Source organism: Thermodesulfobacteriota bacterium (genome assembly GCA_031082315.1).
In the GTDB taxonomy this organism is placed as follows: Bacteria; Desulfobacterota; QYQD01; order QYQD01; family QYQD01; genus QYQD01.
Map to the genome: position 1 here is coordinate 1 of JAVHLC010000021.1, position 15,545 is coordinate 15,545.

Consider the following 15,545-nt stretch of genomic DNA (forward strand, 5'->3'; position numbering starts at 1 on the left):
CGAGAGGGTGGACGCACCGTTGGGGCAGGCGTCATCAGCGAAATAATGGAATAAACGAGATAAAAATAAGGGATAGGTCCTATGCGAGATATTGTGACTTTGGCATGCACTACTTGTAAACAGAGAAATTATACGACCACTAAAAACAAACGCAAGACGACAGAAAAACTGGAGTTTAAAAAATATTGCCGTTTTTGCCGGTTGCATACTATTCATAAAGAAACCAAGTAGTGAAATCCCTGCAGGCCAGTAGCTCTAACGGCTAGAGCACCGGACTCCAAATCCGGGTGATGGGGGTTCGAATCCCTCCTGGCCTGCCATTTTACTGCGCTATATTTTGGGGATAGAATGAAAATAACGGCCGAGGAAAAGAAAAAAAATAAAGTGACCCGGAAAGCTCTTGTTAAGGGTGAAAACCAGAGTGAAAAAGCAAATCAGGAGACCAAGGTCAGTATCCTGGATACCGTAAAAGATAAGGTAGGGTTTATAGAGAAGGCCGGACAGTTTTTACGCGAAGTAAGGGTTGAATTTAAAAAAGTGGCCTGGCCGTCACGGAAGGAGGCTATGGGTACGACATTTGTGGTTATCGTACTCGTGCTTATAATCGCCCTCTTTCTCGGCCTTATTGATATGGCCCTGGCTAAATTGATAAAGATTTTTATTAAGTAAAAATAAGGACGTTTTTATATGGTGTGGTAATTGGGGAGGATATGGCACATAAGTGGTATATAGTACATACTTATTCGGGATATGAACAAAAAGCTAAGGCGGCTTTGGAGGAGCGCATTAAGTCTTTACACCAGGAAGATCTCTTTTCTGAGGTTCTTCTCCCAACAGAAAAGGTTGTAGAAATGGTTAAGGGAGAACGAAAGACCTCCTTGCGCAAATTTTTCCCGGGATACATACTGGTGTGTATGGAACTAACCGATGAGACGTGGCATACCGTTAAAAATACTCCAAAGATTACAGGGTTTGTCGGTGGAACAGAGAGACCAACACCGCTTTCAGATGAAGAGGCAGGAAAAATTGTTAACCAGATGAAGGAGGGGGCTTTAAAACCGAAGCCCAAGTACCTTTTTGAAAAAGGTGATGAGGTTCGGGTCATTGATGGTCCTTTTACCAACTTCAATGGTGTAGTGGATGAGGTTAAACCGGAAAAGGGTAAGATTCGAGTCCTGGTCAGTATATTTGGACGGGCGACCCCGGTTGAGCTGGATTTTGTCCAGGTCTCTAAAATTTGAGAATTAAGGAGTAAGGCAGATGGCCAAAAAAGTTATTGCAAATATAAAGCTTCAGGTGCCGGCCGGGCAGGCTAACCCTTCGCCCCCTATCGGCCCGGCTTTAGGACAGCACGGTGTTAATATCATGGAATTTTGCAAGGCGTTTAATGCAAAAACCCAGGGACAGGAAGGGATGATTATCCCTGTAGTTATAACGGTCTATGCCGACCGGTCCTTTAGTTTTATCACCAAGACTCCGCCTGCAGCGGTTCTTCTAAAGAAAGCGGCGCAGATAGCCAAGGGTTCAAGCCAACCGAATAAAGAAAAGGTAGGCAAGGTATCCCATAGTCAGATTGAGGAGATTGCCAAACTTAAGATGCCGGATCTTAATGCGGTTGATCTGGCGGGCGCCGTAAATACCATTGAGGGTACAGCCAGGAGTATGGGTATTGAAGTTGTATAGTTAGTGTTCATCCGGAAACTAACGTTTCCGGCTTCACGCTTTCAGCGATCAGCGATTAGCTATCAGCAAAAACCTAAGACAAACAAGACATTAAGCTGAACGCTGAAAGCTGAATGCTGAGAGCACATCCGGAATTTTTGGGTTTCCGGATGAAAACCAGTTAATTATATTAAATTAATTTGGAGAAAGAGAATGGCCGGGAAAAAGCTCAGAAAGATAAAAGAAGAGTTGGACGTGAGTAAGAAGTACGCCTTTGAAGAGGCTGTTGAATTAGCTGTAAAAAACAGTTGCGCCAAGTTCGACGAGTCTGTGGATATTGCCATTCGCCTCGGCGTTGATCCCAGGCATGCGGAACAGATGGTCAGAGGAGCCGTGGTTTTGCCTCATGGGACAGGCAAGACCGCGCGCGTGCTGGTTTTTGCCAAGGGAGACAAGGCGCTGGAGGCCAAAGAAGCCGGCGCAGATTATATCGGAGACGATGACCTCATCGAGAAAATCAAACAAGGATGGCTGGAGTTTGATAAGGCAGTGGCTACGCCGGATATGATGGGGGTAGTAGGCAAGATTGGTAAGATTTTAGGTCCCAGAGGTCTGATGCCAAATGCCAAGGTAGGTACGGTTACATTTGATGTGGCCAGGGCAATTCGTGAAATAAAGGCCGGCAAGGTAGAATTTAGAGTAGAAAAGGCAGGTATAGTGCATGCTCCGGTAGGCAAGGTTTCTTTCGGGGTAGAGAAGATATTGCAGAACGTCGCCGCTTTTTTTGAGGTTATATTACGGTTAAAGCCTGCCAGTAGTAAGGGGACTTATGTGCAGAGCATAGGCATTTCTACAACTATGGGCCCGGGGGTCAATATCGACCCGCTCCAGATTAAGGCCTTGGTCAAGTAGGCCCTGAAATGCGCTGATGATTAAAAATTGATGAGGTTGTAAAAGGTCTGAAAAGGCTACCTTCTGTCATCCTTGCGGAAGCCGTCAAAAATTGCAATATAAAAGTAAGTGGTCAAAGACAGTAGGCACACGTTTACGGTACGTGTTTAATTGAGCGATTCAACCTACCGAGACAACTTGTTTCGTGCCTCTGGCTTTGACAGAATTAACTGTCATAAGGAAAGGAGAGTGAATATTGAAGCGCGCTGAAAAAGAAGAAGCAGTAAAGGACCTGCATGCCAAGCTGGAACAGTCTCGGGCGACAGTGCTTGTAGACTATCGCGGTCTTAAGGTAGAGGCGCTGAACGCGCTCAGGTTACAATTGCGCAATTCCCGGGCTGAATATAAGGTCGTAAAGAATAACCTTACCAAGCTGGCCGCAGAAGGGACAGATGCGGCGGTCTTGCGCGACTATCTGACCGGGCCATGCGCCTTAGCCATCGGGTATGATGATCCGGTCACCATGGCTAAGGTTCTGACTGAGTTTGCCAAGAACAACCCAAACCTGGAGATCAGAGGCGGGGTATTGCAGGGCAAATTCATCAGCGAGGGTGATGTCAAATCGTTAGCAACCCTGCCGGGCCGTGAGGTGCTCCTGGGTAAGTTATTATCAGTATTGGTATCGCCTCCTACCGGGTTGGTGCAGGTTTTCAGTGGTATTATCCGGAAGTTTTTATACACACTAAAGGCTATCCAGGATCAAAAAACGGCCTCATCTTCATAAGGATGGGCCGGGTATTTATTAATATCTTATATAATTGTTTAGGGAGGATGTAAGGGAAATGGCTAATATTAATAAAGAAGATGTTATTACGTTCATATCTAACATGACGGTACTCGAGCTTTCCGAATTGGTTAAAGAGTTGGAAGATAAGTTCGGGGTTACCGCAGCCGCTCCTGTGGCTGTAGCCGCACCCGCAGCCGGTGGAGCAGCGGCTGCGCCGGCAGAAGAAAAGACGGAGTTCGACGTTATCCTGACTGGTTCCGGAGACAAGAAAATCCAGGTAATCAAGGAAGTACGTGCTATTACCGGCCTTGGACTTAAAGAGGCGAAGGACCTGGTAGAAGGTGCGCCTAAGCCCGTTAAAGAGAGCATACCTAAGGAAGAGGCTGAAAAGATTAAAAAGCAGTTAGAAGAGGCCGGAGGTACTGCAGAGATCAAATAAATGCAATTTAATAGAAAAATTGCCGGATAAAGTCATTTATTAGGTAGAGTAGGATGCCCCTTGAGCTCAAGGGGCATCCTTGCTTAATCTATTGGTTAGCGGCTTGCTTTTAAGGATCAATATACTAAGCCTGTGTTTATTCGGTTCCTTGCAGGGGGTAAACTGTAGGGCTAATTTCGAATGAACCAGGAAGAGAGAGGGAAGATGGGACAATCTTTTTCAGCTATGCAGAGAATAAGAAAGGATTTTGGTCGCATAGGCAGGGTTATTGATATACCTGATCTTATGGAGATGCAACGCAGGTCGTATGAGCGTTTTCTGCAAAAGGATGTGCCTCCCGAAAAAAGAGAAGACGTAGGACTGCAGGGAGTTTTCAAGAGTGTATTTCCTATAAAGGATTTTAGCGGCACTTCTTCACTGGAATTTGTCCAGTATGCATTTGGAGAACCCAAGTATAGTGTTGAAGAATGCCTGCAAAGGGATATGACCTATGAAGCGCCTTTAAAGATAACAGTAAGGCTTGTTTCTTATGATGTAGATAAGGATATCGGTACGCAGAGCATAAGGGATATAAAGGAGCAGGAGATTTATTTCGGCACCATTCCCCTTATGACCGCCCGCGGGACCTTCATAATCAATGGTACGGAAAGGGTTATCGTCAGTCAGTTACAACGCTCGCCGGGTATCTTTTTTGACCACGACCAAGGGAAGACACATTCGAGCGGGAAGGTTCTTTATTCGGCAAGAATAATTCCGATTCGTGGTTCCTGGGCCGATTTCGAATTCGATCACAAGGATATTCTCTATGTGCGTATCGACCGCCGCAGGAAGTTCCCGGTTACTGCCTTGCTCAAGGCGCTTGGCTATTCAACAGAGCAATTACTGGAGTATTTTTACCAGGCGGAGACCATTTTTATTGACCAAGGTGGTATTAAAAAACGTTTTGTCCCGGAATTGTTTATTGGGAAAAAGGCGGTACGAGACATTGTTGATCCAGAGACCAAGGAGGTAATCGTTAAGAAGAACCGTAAGATTACAAGGATGGCGGCCAATAAGATAGAAGATGCCAAAATAGAGACTATCCCTCTTGACTTTGAAGATATCAAGGGGTCAATCATGGCCCGCGATCTAATTGACCCGGCCACCGGAGAGGTTCTGATCTCATGTAATGAAGAAATTACCGAGGATAAGTTCCAGTTAATCAAAGAGAAAAATATCCCGGCGTTTGAAACTCTGTATATAGATGGAGTGAAGGTCGGCCCTTCCCTGCGCGATACCATGCTCTTGGACAGGGTTAACACCCCGGAAGAAGCCATAATGGACATCTATCGCCGACTCCGGCCCAGCAGCATACCCACTCCGGAGATAGCCAATACCTTTTTTAATTCTCTCTTTTTCAGCCCGGAAACTTATGACCTTTCCGATGTAGGACGCTATAAATTGAATCTCCGGCTTAAGATGGATAGTTCTGTTACGGACCGAACCCTGAGGAAGGAAGATATTCTGGAGGCCGTGCGCTATCTTATTAAACTTAAGGATACCCAGGGCCCGGTGGATGATATCGACCATCTTGGAAATCGCCGTGTTCGGGCGGTGGGTGAGCTGATTGAAAATCAATATCGCATCGGTTTAGTGCGTATGGAAAGGGCCATCAAGGAGCGTATGAGCCTTCAAGAGATTGAAGCCGCAATGCCGCATGATCTCATTAATCCCAAGCCGGTTTCTTCTGCCGTCAAGGAATTTTTTGGCACCAGTCAGCTTTCACAGTTTATGGATCAAAACAATCCGCTTTCTGAGATAACTCATGAAAGAAGACTAAGCGCCCTTGGCCCGGGCGGTCTTTCTCGTGAGCGCGCCGGGTTTGAGGTAAGGGACGTGCACCCGACCCATTATGGGCGGATATGCCCGGTCGAGACCCCGGAAGGGCCGAATATCGGCCTTATTGTTTCTCTCAGTACCTATGCCAAGGTAAACCATTATGGATTTATCGAGACGCCTTATCGTGAAGTAATGAATGGGGTCGTTACTAAGAAAGTTCGTTATCTTTCCGCCCTGGATGAGCAGGATCATGCTATCGCTCAGGCTAATGCGCCTATAGATGCAAAAGGTAATTTTTTGCGTGATATTGTCTCTGCCCGCCGCGATGGCGAGTTCGTTATGGTACGTCCGGAAGAAGTAACCTTTATGGACGTTTCGCCTAATCAGTTAGTAAGTGTCGCCGCTTCTCTAATCCCCTTTTTGGAGAATGACGACGCCAACAGGGCATTGATGGGGTCAAACATGCAGAGGCAGGCGGTGCCTCTTTTGAAGGCAGGCGCTCCGGTGATTGGCACCGGTCTCGAAGGTGTTGTGGCCCGGGATTCCGGAGCTACGGTAGTGGCCAGGGGCCATGGTTACGTGGAAGAAGTGGATGCCAATCGTATTGTAGTACGTTATGAAGATGAAGAGCATCCAAGACGATCAGCGGGAGTGGAGATTTACAGACTTATCAAGTTCCAGAAGTCAAATCAGAGCACCTGCATAAATCAAAAACCGATTGTGCACAAAGGAGATTTTGTACGCCCCGGTCAGATAATTGCGGATGGCCCGGCTACGGAAAAAGGCGAACTGGCATTGGGTAAGAACATAATGGTAGCCTTTATGCCCTGGGGTGGATGCAACTTTGAGGATTCTATACTGGTCAGCGAACGATTAGTAATGGACGATGTTTTTACGTCTATTCATATCGAACAGTTTGAGACGGTAGCCCGGGACACAAAATTGGGGAAAGAGGAGATTACCCGTGATATTCCTAACGTAGGCGAGGAGGCCCTTAAGGATTTAGATGAAAGCGGTATCGTTCGGGTTGGGGCCGAGGTGAAAGCGGGCGATATTCTGGTTGGTAAGGTGACGCCTAAGGGTGAGACGCAACTTTCGCCGGAAGAGAAACTCTTGCGGGCTATTTTTGGTGAAAAAGCGGGAGATGTAAAGGATACATCACTACGTGTACCTCCGGGTATCGAAGGCATTATTATTGATGCTAAAGTCTTTTCCAGGCGCGGTGTAGATAAAGATGAACGGGCCAGGTTTATCGAAGACGAAGAAGTTACCCGTCTTCGAAGGGATGAAGCTGACGAACTGGCTATTGTGGAAAAGAACACCAGACGCCGGCTGGAAAAGCTTATGGTGGGCAAAAAAGTAGCCGTTTCATTAAAAGATGCAAAAGGCAAGATCGCTGTTCGTAAGGGTGAAGAAGTTACTGCGGGTGCCCTGGCCAGGATACCCTTACACAAAATTCGTGACATAACTTTCCCTGAGAAGACCAAGATCGAGCCGGAAATAGAAAAGATTCTAGATAATCATGAGGAACAGGCAGCCCTTATCAAGATGGTTTTTGATGACAGGATTAACCGCTTTAAAAAGGGTGATGAGCTGCCTCCCGGCGTGATAAAAATGGTCAAGGTCTATGTGGCCACCAAACGAAAACTTTCCGTCGGCGATAAGATGGCCGGCCGCCATGGCAATAAGGGTGTGGTCTCAAGAATAATGCCGGTAGAGAATATGCCCTATTTTGAAGATGGAACACCTATGGATATTGTTTTAAATCCGCTTGGCGTTCCCTCACGTATGAACGTAGGCCAGGTTTTAGAAACCCATCTCGGATGGGCAGCAAAAGGGCTGGGAGAGCAGATAGGAAACTTGATTGATAATTGCCAGGTAGCGGCCCTGCGTAAAAAACTAAAGGCTATATTCTCTTCCGAACAATATAAAAAACTTTTCGGGAACATGACCGATGAAGAATTATTAAAGTTTGCTGAGGATTATAGGAACGGTGTGCATATGGCTACGCCGGTTTTCGACGGAGCGGAGGAATCGGACATAAGGGGATTATTAGCCGAGGCCGGTGTTTCGGAATCGGGCCAGGCCACCCTTTGTGACGGTCGAACGGGAGAGACATTTGACCAGAAGGTGACCGTTGGCATTATGTATATGCTGAAATTACATCATCTGGTTGATGACAAGATACACGCCCGTTGTACAGGCCCATATTCCCTGGTTACTCAACAGCCCTTGGGCGGCAAGGCCCAATTCGGCGGCCAGCGGCTTGGTGAAATGGAAGTCTGGGCCATGGAGGCCTATGGCGCTGCTTATTCCTTACAAGAGTTCCTTACGGTCAAGTCGGATGATGTGTCCGGACGGACGAGAATGTATGAGAAGATAGTTAAGGGTAACAATACCCTGGAAGCAGGTCTGCCCGAGTCATTTAATGTCCTGGTAAAAGAACTCCAGGGTTTAAGTTTAGATGTAGAATTAATAGAAAAAGAGTAGGCGATCAGCTCTCAGCCGTCAGCAACAAGCTAAAATAAACAATATGTTAAGCTGAACGCTGATAGCTGATGGCTGACCGCTCCTTGGGGTTTCCAGATGGGAACTAACTAAGAAAGTAAGAAATAAGGAGTAGAGATGGACGATCTATATAGTTATTTTGCCAGATCAAAAGATCCTTCAAACATTGACTTCGTGCGAATTTCTTTAGCCTCGCCGGATAAGGTTCGAGAGTGGTCGCATGGTGAAATCAAAAAACCGGAGACGATAAATTATCGTACATTTAAACCGGAGCGCGACGGTTTGTTTTGTGCCAAGATTTTCGGCCCGGCTAAAGATTATGAGTGTAACTGCGGCAAATATAAACGGATGAAGCATCGTGGAGTGGTATGTGAGAAATGCGGTGTGGAAGTTATACAGTCAAAAGTAAGACGGGAACGGATGGGTCACATTGAACTGGCTGCGCCGGTAGCGCATATATGGTTTTTAAAGAGCCTGCCCAGTAAGGTGGGTAACCTCCTCGATTTTACACTTAAAGAACTGGAGAAAGTTCTTTATTTTGAATCCTATGTGGTAACCGAGTCTTCCATAGATGCCTTGCCGGTAGGGACCTTGCTTTCAGAAGACCGGTACAGACAGGTTAAAGAAGAGTTTGGAACGCAAGTTAAGGCAGGTATCGGGGCGGAAGTTATTAAGTATATGCTTTCCAATCTGGATATAAACGCCCTGTCAGTGAGCTTGCGTGAGGAACTCCAGAAGACCAGTTCAGAAGCCAAGCGGAAAAAGCTGAGCAAGCGGCTACGGGTTGTGGAGGCCTTCAAGGATTCAGGCAACCGTCCGGAGTGGATGATCCTGGATGTGGTGCCGGTTTTACCGCCGGATTTAAGACCGTTGGTGCCCCTGGATGGCGGCCGGTTTGCCACTTCGGATTTAAACGATCTTTACCGACGGGTAATTAACCGCAATAATCGTTTAAAACGATTAAAGGAACTGGATGCCCCCGATATCATAATCCGCAATGAGAAAAGAATGCTCCAGGAAGCAGTTGATGTCCTGTTTGATAACGGGCGGCGGGGCAAAGTGGTGACCGGCCCGAACAAGAGGCCACTTAAGTCGTTAAGTGACATGTTGAAAGGCAAGCAGGGCCGATTCCGGCAAAATCTGCTGGGCAAACGAGTGGACTATTCCGGGCGTTCGGTTATCGTGGTCGGCCCTGATCTCCGATTGCATCAGTGCGGTTTGCCTAAAAAGATGGCCTTGGAACTTTTTAAACCCTTTATTTACAATCGATTGGAGCAGAAAGGTTATGTAACGACGATTAAAAGCGCCAAGAAAATGGTGGAGAAGGAAGTTCCGGAGGTATGGGACGCACTGGACGAAGTGGTGAGGGAATATCCGGTCCTCCTGAACCGGGCGCCTACGCTTCATCGTCTGGGTATACAGGCCTTTGAGCCGGTTCTGGTAGAAGGTAAGGCCATTCAACTTCATCCCTTGGTCTGTATGGCTTTTAATGCAGACTTCGACGGTGATCAGATGGCTGTTCATGTCCCCGTGTCTATTGAGGCTCAAATAGAGGCCCGGGTTCTGATGATGTCCACCAATAATATTCTTTCGCCGGCGCATGGCGAGCCGATTATTATTCCTACGCAGGATGTGGTGTTGGGGATATATTACATGACGCGTAGCCGGGCGCTGGCTAAGGGCGAAGGTAAGGCGTTTGCAGGGCCGGAAGAAGTTCAGATGGCCTATGATGCCGGTGCGGTCGATCTTCAAGCCCAGATTAAAGTGCGCTTAAATGGTAAGTTAGTAGATACGACGACGGGGCGGATATTACTTGGGGATATCTTACCGGAAGAAATCCCGTTTGATGTTATTAATCGCCCCATGAAGAAAAAGGAACTCGCCCAATTGATTGATAAGTGCTACCGGGGGGCGGGCATTAAAAAGACGGTCCTGTTAGCTGACCGCTTAAAAGATATGGGGTACAAATATGCTACCAAGGCGGGTATTTCCATTTCTATCGCGGACATGGTTATCCCGGCCAAGAAGGCGGGAATCTTAAATAAGGCCCAAAGTGAAGTGCATGCGGTAGAGAAACAATATACTGATGGTTTAATCACCGACGGAGAAAAATATAATAAGGTAATTGATATCTGGGCTAAGGCCACGGATGATGTAGCTGCGGAGATGATGCGGGGCATAGCCGTACAGCGCATAAAGGGCAAAGACGGTCGCACCATAGAGACGCCTAGTTTTAATCCCATATACATGATGGCTGATTCCGGCGCTCGGGGGAGCAAAGATCAGATCCGGCAGTTGGCGGGTATGAGGGGTCTTATGGCCAAGCCTTCCGGTGAAATAATCGAGACCCCGATCACGGCAAATTTCAGGGAAGGTCTTACTGTGCTACAATATTTTGTATCGACACACGGTGCACGTAAAGGTCTGGCCGATACCGCCTTGAAGACGGCTAATTCCGGTTACTTGACCCGGCGGCTGGTCGATGTAGCCCAGGACTGTACGATTACGGAGGAGGATTGCGGCACTATCGATGGTATCACTATGGAGCCGTTAATCGAGGGGGGCGAGATTATTCAGCGCGTTGGCGATCGTATTCTCGGCCGTGTGGTCCTCGAGGATATTAATGACCCGTTGACCGGTGAAATTCTGGTAAATGCCAATGAGGAGATTACAGAGTCCCACGTTCAGAAGATAGAGGATGCCGGTATTGAGCGGGTGAAAATCCGCTCTGTGCTTACCTGCCGTTCTAAACACGGGGTTTGTATCAAGTGTTACGGCCGTGATCTGGCGCGTGGAAAGATGGTCAACATCGGAGAGTCCATCGGTATTATTGCGGCACAGTCTATTGGTGAACCAGGAACGCAGCTTACCATGCGTACCTTCCATATCGGCGGTACGGCCAGCAGAAGGGTGGAGCAAGCCGAAATCCATGCCCGGAACGAAGGGCGGATAAAGTTTATTAACCTGCACACGGTTCGTAATGTAGCGGGTGGCCTGGTCGCTATGAATCGTAATGGTGAAATAGCTGTTGTAACTGAGGATGGACGGGAACGTGAGCGTTATCCGGTGACCTACGGGGCGCAGATCTACGCCGAGGACGGACAACCGGTCAACGCCAATGATCTCCTGGCGAATTGGGATCCTTATACCATCCCGATTTTGACCGATGTTTCCGGCCGGGTCAAATTTGGCGATATCGTAGAAGGCGTCACCATGCAGGAGAAGCTGGACCCCGTCACCGGTAAGGCCAGCAGGGTTGTTGTTGAATGTAAGGATTCCAGCGTTCGGCCGCGCGTTTCCATAAAGGATGAGAGCGGCAAGACCCTCAAGATCCCCGGTTCTACGTCTGAGGCCCGCTATCTTATGCCTATCGGCGCCATCGTTATGGTGGCGGAAGGCAACATGGTCAATGCGGGAGAGGTCATTGCGCGTATCCCCCGGGAAACAACAAAAACTAAAGATATCACCGGCGGCTTGCCTCGGGTAGCGGAACTCTTTGAGGTGCGAAAACCAAAAGAGTTTGCGGTGATCAGCGAGATTGACGGTGTGGTCAGCTTCGGCAAGGACGTAAAAGGTAAGCGAAGGGTTGTAGTAAAACCTGACGTTGGAGAGTCTAAGGAATATCTTGTTGCCAAAGGCAAGCACATCAGTGTCCATGAAGGGGATTTTATCCGGGCCGGGGAGGCTCTTATGGATGGTTCGGCTAATCCTCACGATATCCTTCGTGTCCTTGGGATTAAAGAGCTGGCTCGCTACCTGGTCAATGAGGTGCAGGAGGTTTACCGGTTACAGGGCGTTAAGATCAATGACAAGCATATTGAAGCCATCGTGCGACAGATGCTGCGTCGTGTAAAGATCAAAGAGGTAGGGGACAGCAGTTTTATGCTGGGCGAGCAGGTGGAACGATACCTGTTTGAGGAAGAAAACGAAAAGATTTTGGCCCGGGGCGGCCAGCCGGCAGTGGCGGAACCGTTACTTCTGGGTATTACAAAGGCTTCCTTGAGCACGGAAAGTTTTATATCTGCGGCCTCCTTCCAGGAGACTACCAAGGTTCTTACGGACGCAGCCATAGCGGGCAAGGTGGATTACCTCCGCGGGCTAAAAGAAAATGTCATCATGGGTCGCCTTATCCCGGCCGGAACAGGTATAGTTTACTATGCCGAGGCCCGGAAAGGGGATTAAAACCGGCGGGGGAAAACGATAGTAAATAAGCCCGGTAGTTTTTATCTTTGGGCAAAAAAGTCTTGACAGAAGGCCGGTAAATGGGGTAAAAGAACGTTTTTTGGATTCGTAAGCGCTACGAAAAAATCATGGGTTGGAGAATCTGATGCCTACAGTTAATCAACTAGTTCGCAGTGGCCGGAAAAAGGTTAAGAGGAAGAGTTCTGCCCCTGCGTTAAAAGAGTGCCCGCAGAAGAGGGGGGTATGTGTGCGTGTCTATACTACGACGCCTAAAAAACCGAATTCTGCCTTGCGCAAAGTGGCCAGGGTGCGTTTAACAAATGGAATAGAAGCGACTTCCTATATTCCCGGGGTAGGACATAATTTACAGGAACATTCTGTGGTGCTGATACGCGGAGGACGCGTTAAGGATCTGCCGGGCGTGCGTTATCATATCGTCCGGGGTGCGTTAGATACGCTAGGTGTGCAGGATAGGAAAAAAGGGCGCTCCAAGTATGGCGCTAAGCGGCCCAAGTAATCGGGTGAAATAACAGATAAGAGGTAGGTATGCCCAGAAGGAAAGTAGTTATAAAGCGGGAGATTAATCCGGATCCAAAATATAATAGTGGATTGATAGCAAAATTTGTTAACCGGATTATGCTACGTGGTAAAAAGAACGTTGCCCAGCATATACTCTATCGGGCTATGGATATTATACGTGATCGGGTGGGTAAGAATCCGGAAGAGGTGTTTAATGCTGCTCTGGAGCATGTAAAACCGGTAATTGAGGTTAAGTCTCGCCGGGTGGGCGGCGCTACGTACCAGGTTCCTGTAGAGGTGCGGCCGAATAGAAGGGTGGCCCTGGCTATCCGCTGGATAATTAGCTATGCAAATTCACGGGCGGAGAAATCCATGGAGGAAAAACTGGCGGCAGAATTAGTCGACGCCTATAATAATCGCGGGTCATCGATAAAGAAAAAAGAAGATACACACAAGATGGCTGAAGCCAATAAGGCCTTTGCCCATTATCGTTGGTAATCAGAGTTAAGACGGAATAATTTCCGGGTTCTTTGATAATAGATCAAAGAGAATAGATTTAGAAGAGGGGAAAAATTGCCACGCCTTGTTTCATTAGAAAAGACACGTAATATCGGCATCATGGCGCACATTGATGCCGGTAAGACTACTACGACAGAACGCATCCTTTATTATACAGGCGTGTCTTATAAGATCGGAGAGGTGCATGACGGCACTGCGGTTATGGACTGGATGGAACAGGAGCAGGAGCGTGGCATCACCATTACCTCGGCAGCAACAACCTGTTTGTGGGGGGGGAATCGCATAAACCTTATTGATACCCCCGGCCATGTTGACTTTACGGTAGAGGTGGAGCGATCGCTGCGGGTATTGGATGGGGCGGTAGCTGTTTTTTGTGCGGTGGGCGGCGTCGAGCCGCAATCGGAGACGGTGTGGCGTCAGGCTGATCGCTATAAGGTGCCGCGCATTGCCTTTATCAATAAGATGGACCGTTCGGGTGCGGATTTTAAACACTGCCTGGGCATGATGAAAAATCGACTCGGCGCCAATCCTGTGGCTGTTCAGATCCCTCTTGGGTCGGAGGAGGGCTTTAGGGGGGTCATCGATCTTCTGGGGATGAAGGCGGTGATATGGGATGACTCGACGCTGGGGGCGAAATATCACGTAGAAGATATCCCGCCGGGGCTGGAAGAAGAGGCTTCGGCCTATAGGGAACAGTTATTAGAGGGATTGGCGGATGTAGATGATGGGCTTATGGAGAAATATTTGGGCGGAGAGGATATCTCCCCGGAAGATATTCGCCTTGCCCTGCGTAAGGCAACCCTATCCTTGAGGGCTGTGCCGGTACTATGCGGTTCTGCCTTCAAGAATAAGGGTGTCCAGTTGCTTTTGGATGCCATTGTTGATTACCTGCCGGCCCCATCGGATATCCTGCCGGTCAAGGGCTTGAATGATAAAGGCGCAGAAGAAGAGCGGCCGGCAACAGATGACGCGCCTTTTGCCGCGCTGGCCTTCAAGATTATGACCGATCCCTTTATTGGCAACCTGACCTTCCTGCGCGTATATTCCGGTTCACTGACCTCTGGCAGTAGTGTGTACAATGCTACGAAGAGGAAAAAAGAAAGAGTCGGCCGGCTGGTCAAGATGCACGCCAATAAGAGGGAAGAAATTAAGGAAGTTTTTGCCGGGGATATAGCGGCTGTTGTTGGCTTGCGGGATGTTTCTACCGGAGACAGCCTTTCTGACGAAGGGTCGCCAATACAGTTGGAGGCCATGGATATCCCTCTACCGGTGATATCTGTGGCCATTGAACCAAAGTCTAAAGCGGATCAGGACAAGTTGGGCATATCATTAGCGAAGATCGCCATGGAAGACCCTTCTTTTAAGGTTCGAACGGATGAGGAGACCGGGCAGACTATCATCTCCGGGATGGGCGAGTTGCATCTGGAAATTATTGTTGATCGCTTAGTCAGAGAATTCAAGGTTGATGCCAGTGTGGGGCAGCCTCACGTAGCCTATAAAGAGACTATTAAAAGAAAGACCCGGGCCGAAGGAAAATTTGTCAGACAGAGCGGCGGACGTGGACAATATGGCCATGTCTGGTTGGATATAGAGCCGCTTGAGCCGGGTAAGGGTATTGAATTTGTAGATGCCATTAAGGGTGGCGTGGTGCCCAGGGAGTATATATCGGCCGTGGAAAAGGGAATAAGGGGGGCGGCAGAGGTCGGTGTATCGGCCGGTTACCCGATGACCGACATTAGAGTAACCCTGATAGATGGTTCGTATCATGAGGTTGATTCTTCAGAAATGGCTTTTAGCATCGCTGCTTCCATGGGTTTCAAGGAGGCCGCCAGAAAGGCGGATCCGGTATTGCTGGAACCTATTATGTCTTTGGATGTGGTTACCCCGGAGGAATTTATTGGTGAAGTAATCGGCGACATTAACGGAAGAAGGGGTAAATTAGTCGGTCTGGAGGCCAGACCGAGCATCCAGATCGCCTCGGCCAGGGTTCCGCTGGAGCAAATGTTTGGTTATGCCACGGATCTGCGTTCAAAAACCCAGGGCCGGGCTACGTTTACCATGCAATTTTCACACTATGAGCCGGTCCCCGTTTCCGTGGGCGAAGAGATTATGCGAAAGGCATCTGCGATGTAGGGTTGATTACGGGGGATAATTTTTACCTGGCGTTAAATTTAAGGAGGATTTTGAGATGGGGAAGAAGAAATTTGAGCGTAAGAAGCC

The 15,545-nt window shown here is 48.3% G+C and carries 12 protein-coding genes and 1 tRNA gene; all 13 read left to right on the forward strand.

Translation table 11 applies throughout. From position 1 onward, the window contains the following. Positions 1–81: 81 nt before the first annotated feature. The 13 genes from rpmG (at position 82) to fusA (ending at position 15,458) form a co-directional block, all read left to right on the forward strand. Complete coding sequence (rpmG, locus tag RDU59_12425; GenBank protein MDQ7839285.1) at positions 82–231, forward strand: 50S ribosomal protein L33; 150 nt, start codon at positions 82–84, stop codon at positions 229–231. 12 nt (positions 232–243) lie between these two features. Beyond that, a tRNA-Trp gene (locus RDU59_12430) sits at positions 244–320 on the forward strand. A 28-nt stretch (positions 321–348) separates the two neighbouring features. After that, positions 349–669: a preprotein translocase subunit SecE gene (secE, locus tag RDU59_12435; protein ID MDQ7839286.1), complete on the forward strand. Its 321-nt coding sequence runs from the start codon at positions 349–351 to the stop codon at positions 667–669. 41 nt (positions 670–710) lie between these two features. Then, entirely contained in the window at positions 711–1,241 is a 531-nt protein-coding gene (gene nusG / locus RDU59_12440) for a transcription termination/antitermination protein NusG (protein ID MDQ7839287.1), read from the forward strand. A gap of 19 nt (positions 1,242–1,260) precedes the next feature. Then, positions 1,261–1,683, forward strand: coding sequence for a 50S ribosomal protein L11 (gene rplK, locus RDU59_12445; protein ID MDQ7839288.1), 423 nt, complete (start codon positions 1,261–1,263; stop codon positions 1,681–1,683). A gap of 192 nt (positions 1,684–1,875) precedes the next feature. Then, positions 1,876–2,574, forward strand: coding sequence for a 50S ribosomal protein L1 (gene rplA, locus RDU59_12450; protein MDQ7839289.1), 699 nt, complete (start codon positions 1,876–1,878; stop codon positions 2,572–2,574). 235 nt (positions 2,575–2,809) lie between these two features. After that, entirely contained in the window at positions 2,810–3,337 is a 528-nt protein-coding gene (gene rplJ / locus RDU59_12455) for a 50S ribosomal protein L10 (GenBank protein ID MDQ7839290.1), read from the forward strand. Positions 3,338–3,395: 58 nt separating this feature from the next. After that, entirely contained in the window at positions 3,396–3,779 is a 384-nt protein-coding gene (gene rplL / locus RDU59_12460) for a 50S ribosomal protein L7/L12 (GenBank protein MDQ7839291.1), read from the forward strand. Positions 3,780–3,983: 204 nt separating this feature from the next. Then, the gene (gene rpoB / locus RDU59_12465; protein ID MDQ7839292.1) at positions 3,984–8,087 is read left to right on the forward strand and encodes a DNA-directed RNA polymerase subunit beta; all 4,104 of its coding nucleotides are present in this window, start codon (positions 3,984–3,986) and stop codon (positions 8,085–8,087) included. 135 nt (positions 8,088–8,222) lie between these two features. Next, complete coding sequence (gene rpoC, locus RDU59_12470) at positions 8,223–12,287, forward strand: DNA-directed RNA polymerase subunit beta' (GenBank protein MDQ7839293.1); 4,065 nt, start codon at positions 8,223–8,225, stop codon at positions 12,285–12,287. A gap of 145 nt (positions 12,288–12,432) precedes the next feature. After that, positions 12,433–12,804 (forward strand): 30S ribosomal protein S12, encoded by a 372-nt coding sequence (gene rpsL, locus RDU59_12475; protein MDQ7839294.1) that lies wholly within the window; start codon positions 12,433–12,435, stop codon positions 12,802–12,804. Between the two features lie 29 nt (positions 12,805–12,833). Beyond that, positions 12,834–13,304, forward strand: coding sequence for a 30S ribosomal protein S7 (gene rpsG / locus RDU59_12480; protein MDQ7839295.1), 471 nt, complete (start codon positions 12,834–12,836; stop codon positions 13,302–13,304). Positions 13,305–13,379: 75 nt separating this feature from the next. Then, positions 13,380–15,458, forward strand: coding sequence for an elongation factor G (gene fusA / locus RDU59_12485; protein MDQ7839296.1), 2,079 nt, complete (start codon positions 13,380–13,382; stop codon positions 15,456–15,458). The last annotated feature ends 87 nt before the right edge of the window (positions 15,459–15,545 follow it).

Coding starts and splice junctions, on each gene's coding strand:
- rpmG (MDQ7839285.1), top strand. CDS start 82: ATGCGAGATATTGTGACTTTGGCATGCACTACTTGTAAACAGAGAAAT.
- secE (MDQ7839286.1), top strand. CDS start 349: ATGAAAATAACGGCCGAGGAAAAGAAAAAAAATAAAGTGACCCGGAAA.
- nusG (MDQ7839287.1), top strand. CDS start 711: ATGGCACATAAGTGGTATATAGTACATACTTATTCGGGATATGAACAA.
- rplK (MDQ7839288.1), top strand. CDS start 1,261: ATGGCCAAAAAAGTTATTGCAAATATAAAGCTTCAGGTGCCGGCCGGG.
- rplA (MDQ7839289.1), top strand. CDS start 1,876: ATGGCCGGGAAAAAGCTCAGAAAGATAAAAGAAGAGTTGGACGTGAGT.
- rplL (MDQ7839291.1), top strand. CDS start 3,396: ATGGCTAATATTAATAAAGAAGATGTTATTACGTTCATATCTAACATG.
- rpoB (MDQ7839292.1), top strand. CDS start 3,984: ATGGGACAATCTTTTTCAGCTATGCAGAGAATAAGAAAGGATTTTGGT.
- rpoC (MDQ7839293.1), top strand. CDS start 8,223: ATGGACGATCTATATAGTTATTTTGCCAGATCAAAAGATCCTTCAAAC.
- rpsL (MDQ7839294.1), top strand. CDS start 12,433: ATGCCTACAGTTAATCAACTAGTTCGCAGTGGCCGGAAAAAGGTTAAG.
- rpsG (MDQ7839295.1), top strand. CDS start 12,834: ATGCCCAGAAGGAAAGTAGTTATAAAGCGGGAGATTAATCCGGATCCA.